Origin of the sequence: Paenibacillus sp. HW567 (assembly GCF_000374185.1) — a bacterium.
GTDB lineage: Bacteria > Bacillota > Bacilli > Paenibacillales > Paenibacillaceae > Paenibacillus_AQ.
In genome coordinates this window covers 2,520,129-2,540,157 of record NZ_KB910518.1, presented here as the reverse complement: position 1 = coordinate 2,540,157, position 20,029 = coordinate 2,520,129, and the positions used below count along the sequence as shown (strand labels likewise).

At 46.7% G+C, this 20,029-nt stretch carries 18 protein-coding genes; 9 read left to right on the top strand and 9 right to left on the bottom strand.

Features of this window, described 5'->3' with window-relative positions; all coding sequences use genetic code 11:
• Positions 1–7 precede the first annotated feature (7 nt).
• From B212_RS0111545 to B212_RS0111535, 3 genes are all read right to left on the bottom strand, one after another.
• Positions 8–568 (bottom strand): class I SAM-dependent methyltransferase, encoded by a 561-nt coding sequence (locus B212_RS0111545; protein ID WP_019910918.1) that lies wholly within the window; start codon positions 566–568, stop codon positions 8–10.
• Positions 569–640: 72 nt separating this feature from the next.
• The gene (locus B212_RS0111540; RefSeq protein WP_019910917.1) at positions 641–1,135 is read right to left on the bottom strand and encodes a DedA family protein; all 495 of its coding nucleotides are present in this window, start codon (positions 1,133–1,135) and stop codon (positions 641–643) included.
• 229 nt (positions 1,136–1,364) lie between these two features.
• Positions 1,365–2,126 (bottom strand): helix-turn-helix domain-containing protein, encoded by a 762-nt coding sequence (locus B212_RS0111535; RefSeq protein ID WP_019910915.1) that lies wholly within the window; start codon positions 2,124–2,126, stop codon positions 1,365–1,367.
• A gap of 167 nt (positions 2,127–2,293) precedes the next feature.
• On the opposite strand from B212_RS0111535, the gene B212_RS0111530 reads away from it, so the two are divergent.
• From B212_RS0111530 to B212_RS0111495, 8 genes are all read left to right on the top strand, one after another.
• On the top strand, positions 2,294–4,075 hold the full coding sequence (locus B212_RS0111530; protein WP_019910914.1) for a glycoside hydrolase family 2 protein: 1,782 nt from the start codon (positions 2,294–2,296) through the stop codon (positions 4,073–4,075).
• 93 nt (positions 4,076–4,168) lie between these two features.
• Complete coding sequence (locus B212_RS0111525; protein ID WP_084673276.1) at positions 4,169–4,795, top strand: TetR/AcrR family transcriptional regulator; 627 nt, start codon at positions 4,169–4,171, stop codon at positions 4,793–4,795.
• Complete coding sequence (locus B212_RS0111520) at positions 4,776–5,282, top strand: flavodoxin family protein (RefSeq protein ID WP_019910912.1); 507 nt, start codon at positions 4,776–4,778, stop codon at positions 5,280–5,282. The genes B212_RS0111525 and B212_RS0111520 overlap by 20 nt, the downstream gene beginning before the upstream one ends.
• Entirely contained in the window at positions 5,279–5,929 is a 651-nt protein-coding gene (locus B212_RS0111515) for a hypothetical protein (RefSeq protein ID WP_019910911.1), read from the top strand. Before B212_RS0111520 ends, B212_RS0111515 begins: the two co-directional genes overlap by 4 nt.
• 209 nt (positions 5,930–6,138) lie before the next feature.
• On the top strand, positions 6,139–6,825 hold the full coding sequence (locus tag B212_RS0111510; protein ID WP_019910910.1) for a response regulator transcription factor: 687 nt from the start codon (positions 6,139–6,141) through the stop codon (positions 6,823–6,825).
• Positions 6,812–7,801, top strand: a complete 990-nt coding sequence (locus B212_RS0111505) for a sensor histidine kinase (protein WP_019910909.1) — start codon at positions 6,812–6,814, stop codon at positions 7,799–7,801. Before B212_RS0111510 ends, B212_RS0111505 begins: the two co-directional genes overlap by 14 nt.
• An 81-nt stretch (positions 7,802–7,882) precedes the next feature.
• A complete protein-coding gene (locus B212_RS0111500) occupies positions 7,883–8,566 on the top strand; it encodes an ABC transporter ATP-binding protein (RefSeq protein ID WP_019910908.1) in 684 nt (227 codons plus the stop codon).
• Positions 8,563–11,154 carry an ABC transporter permease gene (locus B212_RS0111495; RefSeq protein ID WP_019910907.1) on the top strand — a complete coding sequence of 864 codons (2,592 nt, stop codon included), beginning with the start codon at positions 8,563–8,565 and terminating at the stop codon, positions 11,152–11,154. The genes B212_RS0111500 and B212_RS0111495 overlap by 4 nt, the downstream gene beginning before the upstream one ends.
• A 191-nt stretch (positions 11,155–11,345) precedes the next feature.
• Here B212_RS0111495 and gap read toward each other — a convergent pair whose 3' ends face one another.
• Positions 11,346–12,359, bottom strand: a complete 1,014-nt coding sequence (gap, locus tag B212_RS0111490) for a type I glyceraldehyde-3-phosphate dehydrogenase (RefSeq protein ID WP_019910906.1) — start codon at positions 12,357–12,359, stop codon at positions 11,346–11,348.
• A gap of 220 nt (positions 12,360–12,579) precedes the next feature.
• Between gap and B212_RS0111485 the strand changes: the two genes are divergently transcribed.
• Complete coding sequence (locus tag B212_RS0111485) at positions 12,580–13,179, top strand: TetR/AcrR family transcriptional regulator (RefSeq protein ID WP_019910905.1); 600 nt, start codon at positions 12,580–12,582, stop codon at positions 13,177–13,179.
• A gap of 179 nt (positions 13,180–13,358) precedes the next feature.
• On the opposite strand, the gene B212_RS0111480 is transcribed toward B212_RS0111485, so the two are convergent.
• From B212_RS0111480 to B212_RS0111460, 5 genes are all read right to left on the bottom strand, one after another.
• Positions 13,359–14,102 (bottom strand): suppressor of fused domain protein, encoded by a 744-nt coding sequence (locus tag B212_RS0111480; RefSeq protein ID WP_019910904.1) that lies wholly within the window; start codon positions 14,100–14,102, stop codon positions 13,359–13,361.
• 634 nt (positions 14,103–14,736) lie between these two features.
• On the bottom strand, positions 14,737–16,650 hold the full coding sequence (locus B212_RS31285) for a putative Ig domain-containing protein (protein WP_019910903.1): 1,914 nt from the start codon (positions 16,648–16,650) through the stop codon (positions 14,737–14,739).
• Positions 16,651–16,816: 166 nt separating this feature from the next.
• A complete protein-coding gene (locus tag B212_RS0111470) occupies positions 16,817–17,797 on the bottom strand; it encodes an alpha/beta fold hydrolase (protein WP_019910900.1) in 981 nt (326 codons plus the stop codon).
• 178 nt (positions 17,798–17,975) lie between these two features.
• The gene (locus tag B212_RS0111465) at positions 17,976–19,343 is read right to left on the bottom strand and encodes a sensor histidine kinase (protein WP_019910899.1); all 1,368 of its coding nucleotides are present in this window, start codon (positions 19,341–19,343) and stop codon (positions 17,976–17,978) included.
• Positions 19,340–20,014, bottom strand: coding sequence for a response regulator transcription factor (locus B212_RS0111460; protein WP_019910897.1), 675 nt, complete (start codon positions 20,012–20,014; stop codon positions 19,340–19,342). The genes B212_RS0111465 and B212_RS0111460 overlap by 4 nt, the downstream gene beginning before the upstream one ends.
• Positions 20,015–20,029: the final 15 nt, after the last annotated feature.

Below are 20,029 nucleotides of genomic sequence, written 5' to 3'. Positions count from 1 at the left end.
ATCCTTTCTATTCTTTTTTACGACAAACATAAACGAAAGCGGAAGGAATATTGAGCGGTACAAATTTAATTTTCTCAATAATAAACTTCTCGGAAAGCTGCTTCTTCATCTGTAGCGAATATTGAAAAGCAATAAACAGTCCTTCGGGTTTCAAAGCCTGGTGAATTTGTTCAATCAATGTATCCCTTAATGTACGTTCGAAATTAAAAAAAGGCAAACCGCTAAAAATATAGTCCAATTGTTGTAAGCCTTCGTTCTTCATGGCATCCACCAAAGCAGCAGCGTTCGGGTGACAAGTGAAGTTTGGATAATCGTTTTGTAAATTGCTTCTCATGGTCTGATCCATTTCAAATAACAGCACTTTCGTATTTTCATTTGCATTTGTTTGAACGTACCGGGTAATCGCACCAGTCCCTGACCCAAGCTCTGCAACTGCAGTGCCTTCCTGCCAGATTGCTTCGTTAACCATCGCGTTGGCTAAAAAACGGGAGCTTGGGATAATACTCCCCACACTTTTAGGATTTCTCATAAAGCTTCTCAAAAATAATAGATTATTATTGGTGTTCATTGTAATTTCCTCCAGTATTGATTATTATGATCTGATTCGTTTGCTTCAAAACGCATTGCCGGCCTCCAAAACTCAAGCATGCAGCAATGATAAAATGGGGTTTCCAAAAAAAGTGCCTAAAGCAAAAAAGGTTATCGTCCAGAGCAAGGCACTCGAGTACGTAATAAGAGCAAATTTTTTATAATGAATACCGCTCAGCCCAATCAGCAAAGGCATAAAATAACGTACAACCGGGATGAACATCCCGATACACATCGCTACATCGCCTCTTTTTCTTAAGATGGATTCGGCTTCCAAGTAGTGTTTATTGTTCGACAGCTTTTTCTTAAACCCGTGACCAAATAGCTTACCTGCACAATAAGCAACCGTGACCGCAATTAGAAAACCTGACAGAATACAAATATAAGTAGCCCAGTGATTAATAACGCCTGAGCGGCTTAGAATGGCACCGGTAAGGATGGTTATTTCATTGGGGATCGGGACTCCAAATGGCCCCAAGGAAAAAGCGAGGAAAAAGAATAGATAACCATATTGATGAATAAGGTCTAGCACTGTATTAACGGTCATTCTTATCAGCTCCTCCTGTCGATAGAGGTATCATAACGAGAAAAACTAAGGAATTAAGGAGAGTATTTCTAAAGAAAATCTTAAGAAAACCTGAAGGGAGGGCAGAAGGGGATTTAGCATAAACCATTTCAATTCCTAATTTATTAAAAAAATGAACCTCACGTTCATTGTTGAAGAGACTCAACAATCATCGTGAGGTTCATAATGGATTTTCTATAAGACAATTCGGCTATCGCCCAGCATCAGACCTTCCTCTGTATTCACTTGGAGTTATGCCTACGGATTTTTTGAATTGCCGCATAAAATGTACATCGTTCTCATAACCGCAAATTTCAGAGATATGGCTGATCGTATAGGCTGTGTTCTTCAGTAAATAGGAGGCATATCCTAGTCTGTTAAGGATGATATCGTTAATTACCGATATGCCAAAGATTTGTTTGTATATATGCTGAAAGTAAGACCGGCTCATATTCATCTTGTCCGCCAAGAACTCGACAGTATACCAAGTAGAAGGGGAACTGAAAACTTCGTTTCTCAGGTTCAGGAACGGCTCATAGTATTTACTAATCTGATTATGTGGCTCCAGATGATTTCGAATATCGCTAAGCTTCATGAACAGGCAACGAAGGGTATAATCAATAATCTCATTGTGAAATGTTCCATTCTGCAGATTCTCCCAATGAATATCATTCACTTTTCTGGAGATATACAAGGGGTCATAGGCTTGGATTAATGTATCCAGAGGGAGCTTCAGCCGGTCAAAAAAAGCATCTGCATCCTCCATTTCAAAATGGAACCAGTCATGGACCAGCGGCTGTTCGGCATCCCGGTAGAAATATGGGCTGTTTTTATTAAAAATAATAAAGGTATTAGGCTCAGCAAGCACAGCTTGCGAATGAATCCTAAGCTCCATTTGGCTCCGAAAGAATAAAAAGACGTAATCGCCGGAGCCGTCCGGGCGGTCGACAGTAAAGCCTTCCGGATGAATCACATTATAGCCGCATCGCTTTAGATGTATCAGTGAAGTCCACTCCTCAAAAGGATAATAGATCAGTCTCTAGATAGAATAAATCATTTTCTTTCTCTGAACAAGATAGTAATCTGTGATATGAAATACAGAGGATACTTCAGTAATTAGAGAGAGGGATTGGTGCTAAGATGCCCACGGCAGCTACGAAATTTTATATGAAAAATTATCCGAGACCCCAATTTGTACGGAGCCAGTGGCTGGATCTGAACGGGGAGTGGGATTTCAGTTTCGATGATGAAAAAGCCGGTGTTGCGGAGCGCTGGATGGAGCATTTTCCGGCCGCACACAAAATAACTGTTCCGTTTACCTATGAGACCCGGGCGAGCGGAATCGGTGAGGAGAAATTCCATGCGCAGATCTGGTATCGCAGACAACTGACACTTTCCCCAGAGGCAGCAGGGAAACGAACGATCCTCCATTTCGAAGGTGTGGATTATCAGGCCTACTGCTATGTAAACGGCAGATATGCGGGGGAGCATGAAGGGGCGTATGCCCGGTTTTCCTTGGATATTACTGAACTGCTCAAGCAAGACGCCGAGAATGAAATTGTGCTGAGAGTGGAAGACAGCGATAGCTGTCAACAGCCTCGGGGCAAGCAGCGCTGGGCCGGACGGAATCATGATTCGTTTTATGTGCAGACGACAGGCATTTGGAAAAGCGTCTGGCTCGAGCATGTCCATGAAACCCGCTTGGATAGGGTGAAAATGACACCGGATATTGACCGGCAAATGATCCGCTTTGACTTCCGCTTTAACGGTGCGAACAACAAAAATGATCTCCGGCTGGAAACAGAAATTACATATAAGGGCGAAACGGTAAGGAAGCTTAGCCTTTCGGTGGATAAAGCCTGGCTAACGCTCGAAGCCGGCATGATGAGCGGCATCAACGGGCCTTGGCTGCAAAATCTGTGGTCTCCGGGCAATCCAAATTTGTTTGATGTGGAGTTTGTGCTGTATGAAGGAGACCGAGAGATCGACCGGGTAGGCTCTTATTTCGGTATGCGCAAAATCTCAATCAGAGACGGCCAAATCCTGCTGAACAATATTCCCCTTTACCAACGATTGATTCTGGATCAGGGCTACTGGCCCGAAAGTCATCTGACGCCTCCGTCTGAAGAAGCGCTGATCGAAGATATCGAGGCGATATTCGAGATGGGCTACAACGGTTTGCGCAAGCATATGAAAATTGAAGACGCCCGGTTTCTATACTGGTGTGATGTCAAAGGGTTGCTGGTCTGGTCCGAAATGGCGGCTGCTTATGAATATAACGATGAAGCTGTGGAGCGTTTTACCAGGGAATGGATGGAGGTTGTGCAGCAGCAGTACAATCATCCCTGCATTATTACCTGGGTGCCTTTTAATGAATCCTGGGGCATTCAGAATATTATCCATGACAAGCGGCAGCAAAAATTTACGGAAGGTATTTATGATTTGACCAAGTCTATCGACCCGTATCGTCCAGTCATCACCAATGATGGATGGGAGCACACCATTTCCGATATTCTGACTCTCCATGATTACATGGAACGGGGAGACGATCTGTACGAAACCTATAAGAATAAAGACGCGATTACGGGTAGCTGCGGAACGTACAACGAGTGGAAATTTGCGTTCGCCCAGGGCTACAGTTATAAAGGCCAGCCGATTATCATCAGCGAGTATGGAGGGATTGCTTTCCGGAGTGAGCATGGCTGGGGTTACGGCAACCAGGTGGATAATGAGGAAGCTTTCCTGGAACGCTTTGGCAGATTAACCGCGGCAATTAAAGCCATTCCGTTTATTTCCGGCTACTGTTATACGCAGATTACGGACGTGCAGCATGAGGTTAACGGCCTGCTTACCGAAGACCGAAAACCAAAAGTGGCGCCGGAAAAGATCCGGGAGATTAATTTAGGTCAACTTGTACGATGAAGAATTCCAGTGCAAGGTGCCGGTGCAGCCGGAAGTAACATGTAAGATGATCTTGACAGCGTCAAGATTAAGGGTTATCTTTACATTGTAAAGATGTGGAAAGGAGCGTTCCGGTTGCAGCCTAGACCCTATCATCATGGAGATTTACGTAACACGTTAATTGAAACAGGCATTAAGCTAATTGGCGAGGAGGGTTTAGGAGGCTTCTCCTTGCGTAAAGTTGCCGTCAAATGCGGTGTCAGTCACGCAGCCCCTTATAGTCACTTCAAGGATATACAGGAACTGTTGACGGCAATGGCAAATCATGTTACGGAACAGTTTACAACTTCCCTTCAGGAATCCATTCAAGGGCAAAGCGACCCTATGTCCGCAATGGAGAAGCTTGGAACTGCTTATATTGCCTTTTTCGAGCAGCATCCTGCTTATCTGCCATTTCTCTTTTTTCAGTCGGGTATTATCATTCAGGTGGACGAAGGGGTGGAAGATGCTCCGCCTTACCCGCCATTCGCGGTATTCCGGGCAACGGGCTACCGGCTGTTCCGCAGTTTGGGTCTTCCACCAGAGCTAGATGATAAAATGCTGATGGCCTACTGGTCGCTTGTACACGGCGTGGCATCACTGTTATCCAGCAGCGGCATTCGTTATTCAGGCAATTGGCAAAAGGTTTGGCAAATTATTCTTCAATCGGGGGGAACAGCAAATGAGACTGATTGTCCATGATCTGGCCGACCATGAGTATGATGCTTCGCTAAGCGGCTTCAGTGGGGAAACCGATGAGGTAATCGGAGAAACTGGCTCCATTCGTCCTTGCGTAGGTTGCTTTGGTTGTTGGGTTCGCACTCCGGGGACCTGTGTGATTAAAGACTCCTATATGCACATGGGCGAACGGCTCGCCGCCTGCGATGAGTTCGTACTTATCAGCCGCAACGTATATGGAGGGTACAGCCCGTTCGTCAGTAATGTTTTGAACCGGGCATTATCCTATATCCTACCCTATTTTGTAATCCAAAACGGTAAAACCCACCACCAGCAACGCTACAAACGGCAGTTCAAATTCACAGTCCATTTCTATGGAGAAGGAATAACGGAGACCGAACGCCAGACGGCACAAGCATTGATTCGGGCCAATGCAATGAATCTGGATGTTTCCGAATACAGTGTTTCTTTTCATAACACGCTTCACGGTTTGACGGAGGTGCATAGATGAAAATTGCTCTGATTAACGGCAGTCCCAAGGGTGGACCCAGCAACTCTGGACTTCTGCTGGAAAAGCTCAAGCCATTCATTACCGAAAGCAATGAGCTAACCTCATACCGGGTGAATGTACAGCAGTTGAAGCCTGAGCAATACCGGGAGCTTAACGAAGCCGATGTAATGGTATTAGCATTTCCGCTCTATTTCGATGCCATCCCTTCACATCTATTACGGATGATGGTCGAATTGGAGAATCACCGGCAGAATGAGCCGGGAAATCCGAACCTCATCGTGTATGCGCTAATTAATAATGGATTTTATGAAGGGCATCAGTGCACCATTGCAGCGGATATTGTGAGTAACTGGTGCAGCCGATGCGGCTTCCGTTTTGGAATGGCCGTTGGCAACGGAGCAGGGGAGATGCTCGACATAAAGGTTCCGCTGGGTAAAGGCCCGCTGAAGAATCTTGGCACGGCAATGACCCAGCTCTCCACTGCTATCCTTACCCAAAGTAGTGCGAAATCGCTGTTCATTCAGCCCAATTTCCCGCGTATTCTATGGCGTCTGTCCGCTACCTACTTCTTCTGGCACCGCCAGGCAAAGCAGAATGGACTACGGCCAAAGGATCTGAGGAAGCAGCCGGTTCAGCAAGACCGGTAGCACAGCTACAAGTGTAAGTGAATTGGCTTGAACTTAATATTAAAGAGATAAGAGCGAGACATGGATGAGCATTTAATTGCTTATCCTTTTTTTGATATCCGAAGCTTCAGTAGATGCTGGTCGGCATGGGCTACTTGGATTGGGAAGGGTTTTTGATATAAGATATTAGACGACTTGCAAGAATAGATAAGGAAACGGAGGTCTGACTAATGCCACGAATTTTTCTGGTTGAGGATGATAAGGCAATCGCCAGAAACCTTGAGCTTTTACTCCGTGCGGAGGGATTTACAATCACCCATGCCCCAACGCGGGGCGACGCCATTGCCTCGCTTGCCGGGAATAGATTTGACTTGGCGTTGATTGATATTTCTTTGCCTGACGGAAATGGCTTTACGGTTTGCACGGAAATCAAAGAAACGCAAGATATTCCCGTTATCTTTCTGACGGCTTCCGGCGATGAGGCCAGTGTTGTTACCGGGCTGAACATGGGCGCAGACGACTATATCACCAAGCCTTTTCGTCCCCGTGAATTGATTGCGCGAATTGGAACCGCCCTGCGAAAAAGCGGGCGCGCTCAGTCGGCTTTTGAAATCTGCGGGCTTCATGTCGATACGGCAAGCGGCGTTGTGAAAAAAAACGGCAATGAGGTTTTTCTTTCGGCATTGGAATACCGCTTGTTGCTGGTGTTTATTAACAATCCCAAAAGTATTATCACGAGGGGCAGGCTGCTTGACGAATTATGGGACGCGGCGGGCGAATTTGTTAATGATAATACATTGACCGTGTACATCAAACGCCTGCGGGAGAAGATAGAGAGCGACCCGGCAAGCCCGCAAATCATTCTGACCGTTCGCGGCACGGGATATAGATTGGGTGGCGAATATGCTTCGGAATAGAGAATTTCGGCAATTTGCCGTTTGGTTCTCCTTAATGGCCGCCGCCGCTGTAGTGCTGGGATTTGCACTCCATGCGGCAGCCGGAATTCTTGCCATCGCTTCTTCTGCCGCCTTTGGCACAGCCTTTTTCGTCTTTACCAAAGCCCGATACAAAAGCATTGCACAGATTTCTAATCAAATCGACCTTGTGCTTCATAATGCTGACCATTTGTATATTGCTGAATCGGATGAGGGCGAACTTGCCATTCTACATAGCGAGATAACAAAAATGATGCTGCGTATCCGGGAGCAAAACGGCGCACTGAAAAAAGAAAAAGAACATCTTGCCGATTCGCTGGCCGACATAGCCCACCAACTCCGGACTCCGCTCACATCTGTAAACCTGATTCTAACATTGTTAGAGAATAACCCTGATGAAAACGAGCGGAAAGCCTTTGTGCGGGAGACAGAGGAGTTGCTTGTGCGAATGGATTGGCTGATCACTTCTCTATTGAAATTATCCCGCTTGGACGCGGGCATTGTGGTGTTCCAAAGCGGGCAGATAGATGTTAACAGCTTAATATTGGCTGCGCTTCGCCCGTTCCTGATCGCAATGGAGCTGCACAATATTGATGTGCAAATAGACGCACCGACAGGGATGATGATTCAGGGCGATTCAGCTTGGCTCTCGGAAGCCATTCAGAATATCCTCAAGAATTGCATGGAAAGCGCAGGCGAGAACGGGAAGATTGAAATTGTCTGCAGTGACACCCCGCTGTTTATCGAGATTGCTATCCACGACAGCGGCGCGGGCTTTGAAAATGAAGATTTGCCCTACCTGTTTGACAGGTTTTATCGTGGGAAAAACCCAAACGCTACAGGATACGGGATTGGACTCGCTCTCTGCAGAATGATTATAACAAGGCAGGGGGGGACAATAACCGCAAAAAATCATCCACAAAGCGGTGCGATATTCACCATCCGATTTCCAAAGTGACGAATCTCTCACCTGAAAGTCACAGAGCTGTAAGCTGAAGGTTCTATGATAGGAATGAAGATGAGAAAGGGGATTCACACAATGGAATTTTTAAAAATTGAAAATCTATGCAAGTCCTACGGCAAGGGTGATAACCAAGTTGCCGCGCTTGACCATGTTTCGCTAACCGTCGAAAAAGGGGAGTTTACCGCAATCATCGGCTCCTCCGGCTCCGGCAAATCCACATTGCTGCACATCATCGGCGGAGTGGACATGCCGACAAGCGGACAGGTGTATTTGGACGGACAGGATGTATATGCCCAGAGCAATGAAAAACTCGCCATCTTCCGCCGGCGGCAGGTTGGGCTGATTTACCAGTTCCACAACCTCATTCCCACGCTGAATGTGGTGGAAAACATCACCTTGCCTATCCTGATGGATAAGCGCAAGGTTAACGGGGAACGGCTGAATGATCTTTTGGAAATGCTTGGACTGCAAGACCGCAAAACGCATTTACCCAATCAGCTTTCGGGTGGTCAGCAGCAGCGTGTCTCCATAGGGCGCGCTTTGATGAACGCCCCGGCGGTCATGCTTGCCGACGAACCCACAGGCAGTTTGGACAGCCGAAATGGACATGAAATCATCAAACTGCTGAAAGAAAGCAATAAAAAATATGGGCAGACCCTGCTCCTCGTCACCCATGATGAGAATATCGCCCTGCAAGCAGACCGCATTATCGGCATATCAGACGGCAAAGTAGTGCGGGACGAGAGGGTACGGCCATGAATATTTTCAACAAAGTTACCCTGCAAAGCATGAAAAAGAGCCGCACCCGAACGATTGTCACGATAATCGGAGTTGTGCTGTCCGCCGCCATGATTACGGGCGTAGCCACCTTTGGCGTTTCCCTGCTGAACTATATGGCAGACGGTGCGGCCCAGAAATACGGCAATTGGCACGTAGAATTTGAGGATGTAGATTCTTCTTTCGCAGCAAAACAGGCAAGTAACGACAACGTTGAAAACACCGCAACCTTTGAGAATATCGGCTACGCAACACTTGACGGCGGAGAGAATCCCAACAGACCTTATCTTTTTATTGCCGGGTTCAGCGAGAAAACCTTCGATATGCTGCCCTTCACACTGCTATCCGGCAGGCTGCCGAACAACAGCGGAGAAATTCTTATTTCGGGGAGCATCTTAACCAAGGGCGGTGTTCATTATGCAGTGGGCGATACGCTGTCCCTTGCTGTGGGAAGCCGCATGAATGGACAGGTAAAGCTCGGCCAGAATGATCTGTACACCTCCGGCGGTGAAACTCTTGTGCCGCACAGCAAGAGGACTTACACAGTGGTCGGCATCTGCCAAACGCCCCGCTTCGAGGAGGATTCCGCGCCGGGATACACCGTAATTACAACCTCGGATGCTGCAGATACGGCGGAGGATCTCAGCTTATTGGTCACGCTCAAAAACCCGCGTGAAGTTCATGCTTACGCAAAAAGTACAGCAGAAGGCCATGCCTACATCTTGAATAATGCTGTGCTGCGCTTCATGGGTCTTTCGGATGATTCAGGCGATAAAATATTCAACATGTTTCTGTACTCGGTTGGCGGCATTGTAGTCGCCATCGTCATGATAGGCTCGGTTTTTCTGATTTATAACGCATTCACCATCTCACTGAACGAACGCACACGCCAGTTCGGGATTCTCTCGTCGGTGGGAGCCACTGCGAAGCAGTTGCGAAATTCGGTGCTGTTTGAAGGGCTGTGTATCGGTGCTGTAGGCATACCGATAGGCGTTATCGTTGGCATAGGCGGGGTCGGGCTTGTGATTTCCGTTGTCGCCAGGAATTTCGGGAACATTATGTACAACAACGTCTCCTTAACCTTGACGGTGTCCACCCCTGCGATTATAGGCTCGGCGGCGGTCAGCATGATTACGATTCTGATTTCAGCCTATATCCCGGCCAGAAAGGCCGCAAGCACTTCCGTGATGGAGAGTATTCGCCAGACCAATGAGGTCAAAGTTGAATCCAGAGCCGTGAAGACGTCAAAACTGGCACAGCGGATTTACGGTTTGGAGGGAACCCTTGCGCTAAAGAATTTCAAAAGAAACAAGAAGCGCTATCGCAGCATTGTGCTATCACTTGTGTTAAGCGTAGTGCTATTTATATCGGCCAGTTCGTTTGTAACAGATATGAAACAGGCGTCAGAGCGGGCAGAGGTGTATACTGACTATGACATCGGTTTGGCCACACCGGACATGAACGATGATGAAATGCTGACACTTTATGACAAACTAAAAACCGCCGATGGTGTCTACCAAAGCTCATATCAAGCGATTATGAAGTATTCAAGCACTGTTAAAGCAAGCGATCTTTCAGACATGTACTGGAGATTAGCGGGTTCACATTCGCCGGACGAAACGGTTAATCTGTCAATGGACCTCCAGTTTCTTGATGACAGCGCTTATCTGAAATTAATCAAAGGCTTGGGCTTGTCCGCAGAGGAATATACCGGACAACATGCGAAAATGATCGCCGTGGCCAAAATGCAAGGCCAAAGCAATCAGGTGGAGGAGCCAGACCAATTTAAGGATATGTTCAAGAGTTCTTCCATGAATTTTACCATCGCTCCCGAAATAACCGGCAAGCCGAGGACAGAGCAGGGGCGAAACGTAAGCATTAAGTTTGTCAATGCCGTCCCGCCTGATACACTTCTGACCCTGGAGAAATCCGGGCCGAAGAATCCGTTTTTTTTCAGAGTGCTGGCCCCGTATTCGCTCAAAGAGAATTTTGTAACCCCCAATACCCATGCGGTGGCTAAGGGCCTCACCTTTCAGTCAAAGAACACCTCGGAATCGGTGGCTAAAATGGAAGCGATGATTAAGGGTGCTGGAATTACAGCAGAGTATACCCTGTACAATGTTCATCAAATGCTTGATGAGAGCCGTAATTATATATTTATTGCGAACGTGTTCGCTTATACATTTATCATTATGATTTCGCTTATTGCGGTTGCCAATGTATTCAACACGATTTCCACGAATATCAAGCTGCGCCGGCGGGAGCTTGCTATGCTCCGCTCTGTGGGGATGTCTGAACGCGGTTTCCAAAAGATGATGAATTTCGAGTGTGCCTTTTATGGCATGAGGGCGTTGCTCTACGGGCTTCCCATAGCGGTAATTTCTTCTTGGCTGATTTACAAAGGGATGTCCGGCGGCGGGGCGGACAATATCGGTTTTGTGTTCCCGTGGGGCAGTATCGGAATCAGCGTGTTCAGCGTGCTCTTTATCGTGTTTGTTACCATGCTGTATGCCATTAGCAAGATAAAAAAAGAAAACATCATTGATGCGCTTCGGGATGATATGACTTGATTTATGAAAAAAGCCGTTGAATAATAGTTGAATAATAATAGTATTTAACCCAGGAGCAGTGTAGGGGCTAAATCAACACAGCCGGCTCATGGGGGGCCGGCTGTGTGTTTTTTAACTTAACTTATAATTTCTTAATAAAATATTGTCAGTGCCGGGTCCTTCATAGAATGTTCCTTTTCTCCATCTTTTGATTATTGATCAGCGAGCTTAGCGAAGTGCTCCAGAGTACGAACCAATTGGGCTGTATAAGACATTTCGTTATCGTACCAAGCTGCGGTTTTCACCAATTGCTGGTCACCGACTGTCAGAACTTTCGTCTGCGTGGCGTCGAAGAGCGAACCGAATGTGATGCCTTTGATATCGGAAGATACAATTTCGTCTTCTGTGTAGCCGAAAGTTTCTGGATCGGAAGCTTCTTTCATAGCAGCGTTAACTTGCTCAACCGTTACCTTGGTATTCAGAACGGCAACGAGTTCAGTCACGGAACCTGTTGGTACAGGTACACGTTGAGATGCCCCATCCAGTTTGCCCTTCAGTTCCGGAAGAACCAGGCCAATGGCTTTTGCGGCACCGGTAGAGTAGGGAACGATGTTCTCCGCTGAGGCGCGAGCAGCCCGGAAATCGTTTTTTGGATCTGGAGCGTCAAGCGTTTTTTGGTTACCCGTGTAAGCGTGAACGGTCGTCATCAGCCCGGATTGGATACCAAACTTGTCGTGCAGAGCTTTAGCCATAGGGGCCAGGCAGTTGGTTGTGCAGGAAGCGCCGGAAATGACGGTTTCCGTTCCGTCCAGTATGTCATGGTTCACGTTGTATACGATCGTTTTCATGTCACCTGCAGCAGGGGCGGAAATGACGACCTTCTTCGCTCCGCCTTTCAGGTGAAGCTCGGCCTTTTCTTTCGTGGTAAAGAAGCCTGTACATTCGAGAACAATATCAACGCCAAGCTCTCCCCAAGGAAGCTCTTCAGGATTCCGCTTAGCCAGAACCTTAACCTCTTTTCCGTTTACTTTGAAGGCTCCGTCATAGACTTCAATGTCACCGTGAAAAGTGCCTTGCGTCGTATCATATTTAAGCAGATGTGCTAACATTTTAGCGTTCGTAAGGTCGTTAATCGCTACAACCTCAACGCCCTCCACATCTTGAATCCGGCGAAAAGCGAGTCGTCCGATTCGTCCAAAGCCGTTAATACCTACTTTTACAGTCATTATAAAATCCCCCTATTAAGTTTTATTTGTTCCCACAAGCGAATGCTTGTGATGAAATAAAATGGGCCAGCGCTATTTCATTCTAGAATGGCTTACTGTATAATATGAAAGAGACCGATCGGTATTTTTTATATTAGCATGATATTAGTGAATTGCAAGGCCGAATTGAATAATTCTTTTAAAACAAATGAAATAAAATAAGGTTCATACGGAGGAGCTCATGAAAAAAGGGGACAGAACACGGGAACATATCATTATGAAATCGGCTGAAATTTTTAACCAGAGAGGATATGCCGGTACATCGCTAAACGATATTATTGCCGACACAGGAATTAAGAAGGGGGGCATCTATCGACATTTTGCCAGTAAAGACGAGATAGCGCTTGAAGCTTACAATTATGCTGCCAGTATCGTCACCAGAAAATTTTCTGAAGCGATCGATCAAGAGCAGTTTGCTTCAGGAAAGTTGGTTGCTTTTTTTCGTGTCTATGAGAATGTCGTCAACGATCCACCATTTATTGGCGGATGTCCCATGCAGAATACGGCTGTAGAAAGTGACGATACTCATTTGGAGCTTTGTGGTCGCGCAAGGCAAGGGCTGCATACGTTCTTGGATATGATGAAAGGTATTATTCGTGACGGCATTCAAGCTGGGGAGTTTAGGGAGGATCTGGATGTGGATGCGCTAGCATCATTTGCATTTTCCTTGTTGGAGGGAGGGATTTTACTCAGCAAGTTGGATGGGGATAACAAGCACATGCTAATCAATGTAAAAATCTTCTCGTCCTATTTGCAGCAATGCTGCTTAAAGACCTGTTAATCTGGTGTACTGGAACATCGGAATGGAGCTGGGCATAACATTAGCCGGTGACGTATCCGCCCCAAATTTGGGGCTTTACAGGCAAAGGGACCAAGAACAAAAAAGGCTGAACCCAAAGTCATATCCATTACTTAGGCTCAGGCCTTTTGAAGCTATTTCAAACCCGTTAATCCGGGCAGTTATTTACAAGCATTGGGTCTATTCGGATTCAGAACGAGGAAATCACCGGGCAGCCCGGACAGCTTGGCAACCAGTTCATCCATGCCGGACTCCAGTTTGAATTCCATTTCCTCCTGGTAAATCGGAACCAGGAAATAAACCTGAACCTGATTGCCATCTTTCGTATGGACCGTGCTAACCTCTTCCGGCAAAGCAAACAGGATCACGCCGGACAGCTCAGTGTTAGGCGCATATGGCTCGTAATCCTCCGTGTTGGGGATGGTATGGCCGTATCCAAGCCACGTCTGATACATATGCGGGAACCGGGCAAGCATCTTCATCAGCCGGATCGGCCAGTAGTTCTCCTCCGCTTCAAAATCCTTCTGCGTAAGCGGCCAGTCCGCCGGCACAAACATCATCAGCTCTGCGCGTTCAAGATGCTTGTACTCTTTACGGATCTCCTGTGGGAGTGTCATCGGCAGATCGCTCATCCCATTGGTGTACAGCACTCGGTATGGCTCATCAGGTGTAGCTTCCATAATGTTCACATCAATATGTACGATGTCTGAAATCAGTTCATGGAACACGCCGGTTTCCCGGTTTGGAAAGACTTTATTAAAATGTTCGTTTAATTCTTCCATGTACAAAATTTTGGAGGGAGTCGTAACCTGCCGCTCATCCGGAGCGTCATAGCCGTAAATTGTGGTACCGTCTTCCGATTTGCCCATTTCATTGCCGCCAAACAGTTTTTTGAAAAAGTTCATGTCTTTGCGCTCCTCTGTGCGGGTTTTGAATTTACGTGCGAAATGAAGGATGCTGCGATTAAATTCCTGATTCTAGGAGGTTTGAAACCTCTCTTGGAAGTATAACAAAAGGCATAGCCCCGGAGCGATGGGTCTATAGATTCGAATTACCCGGGATATCCATGCAAAAATGGGATATCTGGACTTGAGCAGGAGACCCAAAATCTCCATTACGCGTGAACGGGAGGTCTTTAGGGCCACAACTGCAGGCTTATGCGGCTGATGAATCTCCTTTGCATCCATCTGTGCAATTTCCAGCATCCATTGACGGATGAAGCTGCTCCGAGAGAAGAAAGGAAAGCAGCAGCAGGTTTAAAAGTTGAGGTGAATGGTGAATAATGAGATGCTGGCTCACACAGGTAAAAGAGTCAGCTCAAAAAACCAGAAAAATAGTGTTTATTAGCAGCGACAAGGGATATAATCAACATATATACATATGTACAAAATACGGGTTTTGTGAATATGTACTTGGGAATAATCAAATAAGGACTTTCGTGCCGGTTGGCAAATTTGTTGTAAACCCAAGGTTCTACTCAAACACAAATCTCCCGCCAAACATTTACTGGCGGGAGATTTGTGTGACGCCCATCCTACTTTACTGTGAAAACGGGATGAGTCGGATGTAATCCAGTTCGGCATAACCTGTGCTTCCTTTGGACAGGCGGATGGTATTGGCCCCATTATTTAAATTGACCGTGGTTGACACTGTACCGAATTGTCCCCATCCCGCCGTGGCCGGATAACTGATGGTCTGTGCCGATCCATTATTAACGTTCAAACTCTGGGTCGACAACGCTCCGGTCCCGTTTGCATAGCGGATTTCCAGCTTATAAGAACCTGCCGCCGCTGCCTGAACAGCGAATTGAACGTAACTGTCCGGATAATCAATCTGACCTATATATTTGCCGGCCGAAGCTCCAGCCGCTTCATTGACGTTAGCATTATTCACTGTCGCGCTTTCCGCTTCGTACATGGCAGCCGGATTCGAAGTATCTCCCAGTTGGAGTGAAAAGGACTTATGATCAGGTGTGCTCATCTCATCATAATCCCTCAGCTTAACTGTAAAATTATAGGTAGACTGCGGCGGCGAAGCCGCAACGGTCCCGCTGATCACTCCGGTAAAGCGGTTTAGCGAAAGGCCGGGCGGCAGACTGCCGCTCTCAAGCGTCCAGTCATAGAACGGCACCCCTCCATTAGCTGTTAGCTGTGCCGCATAGCTTTTCCCTTGAGTTCCGTTCGGGATAGTGCTCGTCGTAATGGAAGGCGCCAGGAATGGAGTCAGATTCTTGTTCAGCTTCCAGCCTGCATTCTCCGCAATCAGCAGGGACAGCTTGGTCGGCAGCCATCTTCTGGTCGGAAAGAGATGGTTCCAGCCTCCGCTCTGTCCGCTAATCCGGTCCCAACTGGCCTGATCACCAGGAATATGATAGCTGGTATCCAGCTTCACTGCATGGCCCTGGTAAGCGATCACCTCCGCATCGTTGGTACCATTGCTGTTGTAGTAAGCAACCATTCCGGGCCAACTGTCGCTGTAAGCGAAGCCGTGACCAAATTCATGCATGATCAGGCCATAGACATCCGTCACCTGGCTGAGGTCCGTCTTATACCAATCGTCATCGTTGATCGAAGTAAAGACGCTGGCATTCGCGTAGAAATCAAGTGCCGTCCCCAGTGAACGGTGCAAATTGCCAGGCGCATTCACCCCATTGATTTTGTGATATTTCCCGTTGTTGGAGGACCAGCCTGTGGAGTAAGGATCATTGATCCCCCGCAGGAAGATCCACTCCCCCTTAAAAGGGGCATTGTTACTTACCGTTGTATTGCCGTTAAAATTGTCGTTCGGTACGATATTCACCTCGTCTCCGGCAGGAACCGTATCAAAGGGCGAAATGTCCAGAAAGTAGAAATAATCCTTGATTGCCCGCTCTGCCGCAGCTCGGATTCCCGGATCGTCAAAGTAATGATTGACAGTGTCATAACGGTAATCAAACACTAGCGGAAACGTGCTGTCTGTGTTGTCGTCCTGATCGAGAACCCGAATGGGCATCGTCTGGGTTCTCATGTTTCCGTTGTTTTCACGGATTTGCAGAGAAAGTGTGTAGTTTTCAATGCTTCCTGCACCCCCTATCCGGTCCGGAGCAATTTCGAGCAGGAAGTTTTTAGCTTCAGCAGCGTTTGCGAACTTCAGCGTCTTGGTCGCGCCACTTGCGGACAAGGTGCTGGGCAAATCCATCATCAGCCGGGAAGAGCCTTCAGCCTGCAGAGTTACCGTAACTGGATATACAGCGTTCGCCGGGGGCTTAACCGTGAGTTTGATATAGGGATTTGCCAGATAACCCTGCCAGTCTACCAGATCAATTCCATATCCGTTCACCTCGCGTCCGAATATATCTATGACTGACAGTTCGCTGGCAGCAGCAGCGCTAACCTTGGTTCCCGGTACTTCATTCACTAATAACAAACCAAGTACCATCGTGGAGCACAACAACAAGCCGACTCCTCTTCGCATACAGGTTACCTCCTCTTGTTTTTTTATTTCATTAATTCCATTTTTTGTTGATTGTTCATTGCTAATAATACAGATTTAATTATGAAAAAAAACAAACAATTCCAACTACATTTTTAATGATTTCAACCAGAAAAAAAACCGCCTCCAAGGACGGTTTTCTTTGCACTTATTTTACTTCTTTCATAAATTCCCGAAAGCTTTCAACGATTTCTTTTGACTTGGTATGGTGTAAATAATGATTTCCTTCAAGGGTTACCACTTTTTCATGTACAGAATTCTTTATTTGCTCTTCATGCAGCGGTATCCATCCTTTAGTTTCTGTATCATTCGCCTGTACAAATAAGATAATGGGAAGATTTTTTGGGAATGTCAAGTTTTTGACTGCTTTGAAATTAGCACTAAAATTTTTCATTTCATTCATGATAGTGGAATTATTCGAGTTTTTATTCGAAATCATTCTCATCTGATCTTTTGTTTCATCATCATAGGGCAGCCCGGCATAGGGGTCACCGCTTACTTTCTTAATTAATCTTAAGAGACCTGATTGTTCGAGAAATTCAATGGACTTTATTGGAAGTTCTTCATCCACACCGCCTTGCGTTGGAACACTGCTGTCGATCCCGGCAAATGCACTCACTTCGTTGGGATATGTATTTACATAATCCAGTCCGTAAATGCCCGCAATGGAATGGCCCATTAGAGTATAGCGATGAATATTAAGCTGCTGCAAGGCTTCATGAATTTCACTCACAATATTCTTTAAGCTTCGTTCTTTGTCGGTTCCATCACTTAATCCATAACCAAAAGGCTCAATTACGACTACCCGGTAAAATGGAGATAACTCCTCTACCAGCGGCTTAAAATCAAGCGCCGGCGCTCCTGTACCATAACCTGGAAGCAGCACGACTGTTTCTTCGCCTTTTCCTTGGATCAGAACATTCATGTTCTTCCCGTCTACAGGTACTAACTGGCCATAGGAATGTATTTTCCCTTGCTCCGATTTGTTACTGATCACATTAACTATAAAAACAGTGGCAAAAAATAATACTATCGCTATAGCTATAACTCCTATGGTTTTAAGTAAAATGGTGAACATTTTCTTCATTCTAGAGCCCGTCCTAATGTTCATTCCCTTGCTCTGTTCCACTCTCATCTTCTCCTGTCCTCATCTGTTTATGGGCTACATTAGCCGTTGATGAAAGCTTATATGAGGAAGATGTACTCCTAATGACTACAATATGAACGGAATATGAATAAGCGAAAAAATGCTACAGCACCACATGCAAGGAAGCTTGCACATAATGCCGTAGCATGGAGATGGCTAATTAATCTGCCCGCGTTGTGACCGGCAGCGTGACTATGACGGCCGTTCCCCGGCCGAGCTCGCTCTCCACTTGAATGTCGCCTTGATGAAGGGAAACAATCTGTTTGACGATAGCAAGTCCCATACCGCTACCGCTGTACTTGCGACTGTGGGAACGATCCGCCTTAAAAAACCGTTCGAATATACGCTTCTGGTCCTCGGGGGAAATACCAATGCCATTGTCGGAGATCGTGACGAGCACATTTTTGACATCCTGCTGGATGCTGACGTTAATAATGCCGCCATCCTTAGAAAATTTGATACTATTGCCGAGCAGGTTCGTCCATACCTGGTTTAATTGATCATAATCCGCCATTACCCGAACAGGCTTCAGATCGAGCTCAAAACTAATGTTGCGGGCCGACCATTGCGGCTGGATTGCAACGATGACTCGTCTGATCTGCTCATCAAGGCTGAACGGAGTGAGCCGCAGTTGCCGGGACTGTGATTCAAGCAGACTCAGCTTGAGCAGACTATCACTCAGCTTGGACATCCGGTTAGCTTCTGCAATGATAATATCGAGATAACGGCTTCGTTCATGCTCCGCAATGTCTACTTGCTTGAGTGCTTGAGCATAACCGGAGATTGAGGTAAGCGGCGACTGCACTTCATGGGATACATTCGATACAAATTCCCTGCGCATCTGCTCAAGCTGCTGCAAATCGTGCATCATTTCTTCGAAGCTGCGGGCCAAAGTCCCTAACTCACCCTTCTGTTTAATATTCAGCTTGACGCTGAAATCCCCATCTGCTATTTGTTTAGTCGCTTTTGTCAGTTTTTTGATCGGTCTTATTAAGAACACCGCAGCAACCAGAATCAGCAGGCTGCCCGCTATCAATGAATAGGTTAAAAAGTTGATAACCCACTTTACCATAAATGAGGAGGAAGAAGGGGGACGCTGCTCCACAAACATCGCTTTCGTTCCCATTTCCGTTTTCAACGGCAGCCCCAAGAGGAGCGGAGTAATTCCATTGGTCCTGACCTGAACAACTCCACCATCGAGTACTTTCTTTAATTGCTCCTTAGTCACTGTGCCAGGATTATGGCCCTTAAGCGCTCCGAAGGACTGCAACCGCCCCGTCCCGTCATACATGCGAATATAAAAGGAATTGAGCTGCTTCATCTCACCTACGAATGAGTCTGCTTCACGCGTCGGTAAAATCTCGTAAATCCGGGAGACGTCCTGGCCAAAATCCAGTAAGGTGATCTGCATATTTTCGTTCAACTGATCATAAAACACCCAAGTGGCCACATAAAAAGCAATAATCGTGCCCCCGATTACGGACACTAGAAATGTCAGGACGACCCGTATATATAAGGATCTGATCATTCATAGACCTCAAGACGATAGCCGAGCCCGCGCATAGTTTCGATACGAAAATCCGGTGTATCCGCAAACCGTTCCCGCAGACGCTTAATATGTACGTCAACCGTTCGATCATCTCCGGCGTAATCAATCCCCCAAATTTCATCAATCAACTGCTCGCGTGTATAGACTTGCCCGGGTGTTCCAGCAAGCTTATACAGCAATTCGAACTCCTTGAGCGGTAATGTGAGCGTCTCCGTCCCATTCTTGACCTTGTAGGTCTGCCGATCCAGAACAACATTGCCGAACTGGATCGACTGTGTGGAGCCAATCCGGTATCGTTTCAATAATGCTCTAACACGAGCTGTCAATTCCAACGGATCGAATGGCTTTGTTAAATAATCATCCGTCCCAAGGTCGAACCCCTTCACTTTCTCCCATGTTTCGCCTCTTGCAGTCAGCATAAGCAACGGAAGATCAGGATTGGCTCTCCGCAGCTCCTTGCATAACGTCCAGCCATCCATAACAGGCATCATAATATCGAGCACAACAAGATCGACATGTGTTGAGGTATACACGGCCAGTGCTTCCTTACCGTCCTCGGCTTCGGCTGTTGTGTATCCGTCATTCCGTAAAAATAAACAGACGAGTTCGCGAATGTTCGCATCGTCGTCAGCAACCAGTATTGTAGGCATCCGCTTCCTCTTCCC

Coding starts and splice junctions, on each gene's coding strand:
- B212_RS0111545 (WP_019910918.1), bottom strand. CDS start 568: ATGAACACCAATAATAATCTATTATTTTTGAGAAGCTTTATGAGAAAT.
- B212_RS0111540 (WP_019910917.1), bottom strand. CDS start 1,135: ATGACCGTTAATACAGTGCTAGACCTTATTCATCAATATGGTTATCTA.
- B212_RS0111530 (WP_019910914.1), top strand. CDS start 2,294: ATGCCCACGGCAGCTACGAAATTTTATATGAAAAATTATCCGAGACCC.
- B212_RS0111525 (WP_084673276.1), top strand. CDS start 4,169: ATGTGGAAAGGAGCGTTCCGGTTGCAGCCTAGACCCTATCATCATGGA.
- B212_RS0111520 (WP_019910912.1), top strand. CDS start 4,776: ATGAGACTGATTGTCCATGATCTGGCCGACCATGAGTATGATGCTTCG.
- B212_RS0111515 (WP_019910911.1), top strand. CDS start 5,279: ATGAAAATTGCTCTGATTAACGGCAGTCCCAAGGGTGGACCCAGCAAC.
- B212_RS0111510 (WP_019910910.1), top strand. CDS start 6,139: ATGCCACGAATTTTTCTGGTTGAGGATGATAAGGCAATCGCCAGAAAC.
- B212_RS0111505 (WP_019910909.1), top strand. CDS start 6,812: ATGCTTCGGAATAGAGAATTTCGGCAATTTGCCGTTTGGTTCTCCTTA.
- B212_RS0111500 (WP_019910908.1), top strand. CDS start 7,883: ATGGAATTTTTAAAAATTGAAAATCTATGCAAGTCCTACGGCAAGGGT.
- B212_RS0111495 (WP_019910907.1), top strand. CDS start 8,563: ATGAATATTTTCAACAAAGTTACCCTGCAAAGCATGAAAAAGAGCCGC.
- gap (WP_019910906.1), bottom strand. CDS start 12,359: ATGACTGTAAAAGTAGGTATTAACGGCTTTGGACGAATCGGACGACTC.
- B212_RS0111485 (WP_019910905.1), top strand. CDS start 12,580: ATGAAAAAAGGGGACAGAACACGGGAACATATCATTATGAAATCGGCT.
- B212_RS0111480 (WP_019910904.1), bottom strand. CDS start 14,102: ATGAACTTTTTCAAAAAACTGTTTGGCGGCAATGAAATGGGCAAATCG.
- B212_RS31285 (WP_019910903.1), bottom strand. CDS start 16,650: ATGCGAAGAGGAGTCGGCTTGTTGTTGTGCTCCACGATGGTACTTGGT.
- B212_RS0111465 (WP_019910899.1), bottom strand. CDS start 19,343: ATGATCAGATCCTTATATATACGGGTCGTCCTGACATTTCTAGTGTCC.
- B212_RS0111460 (WP_019910897.1), bottom strand. CDS start 20,014: ATGCCTACAATACTGGTTGCTGACGACGATGCGAACATTCGCGAACTC.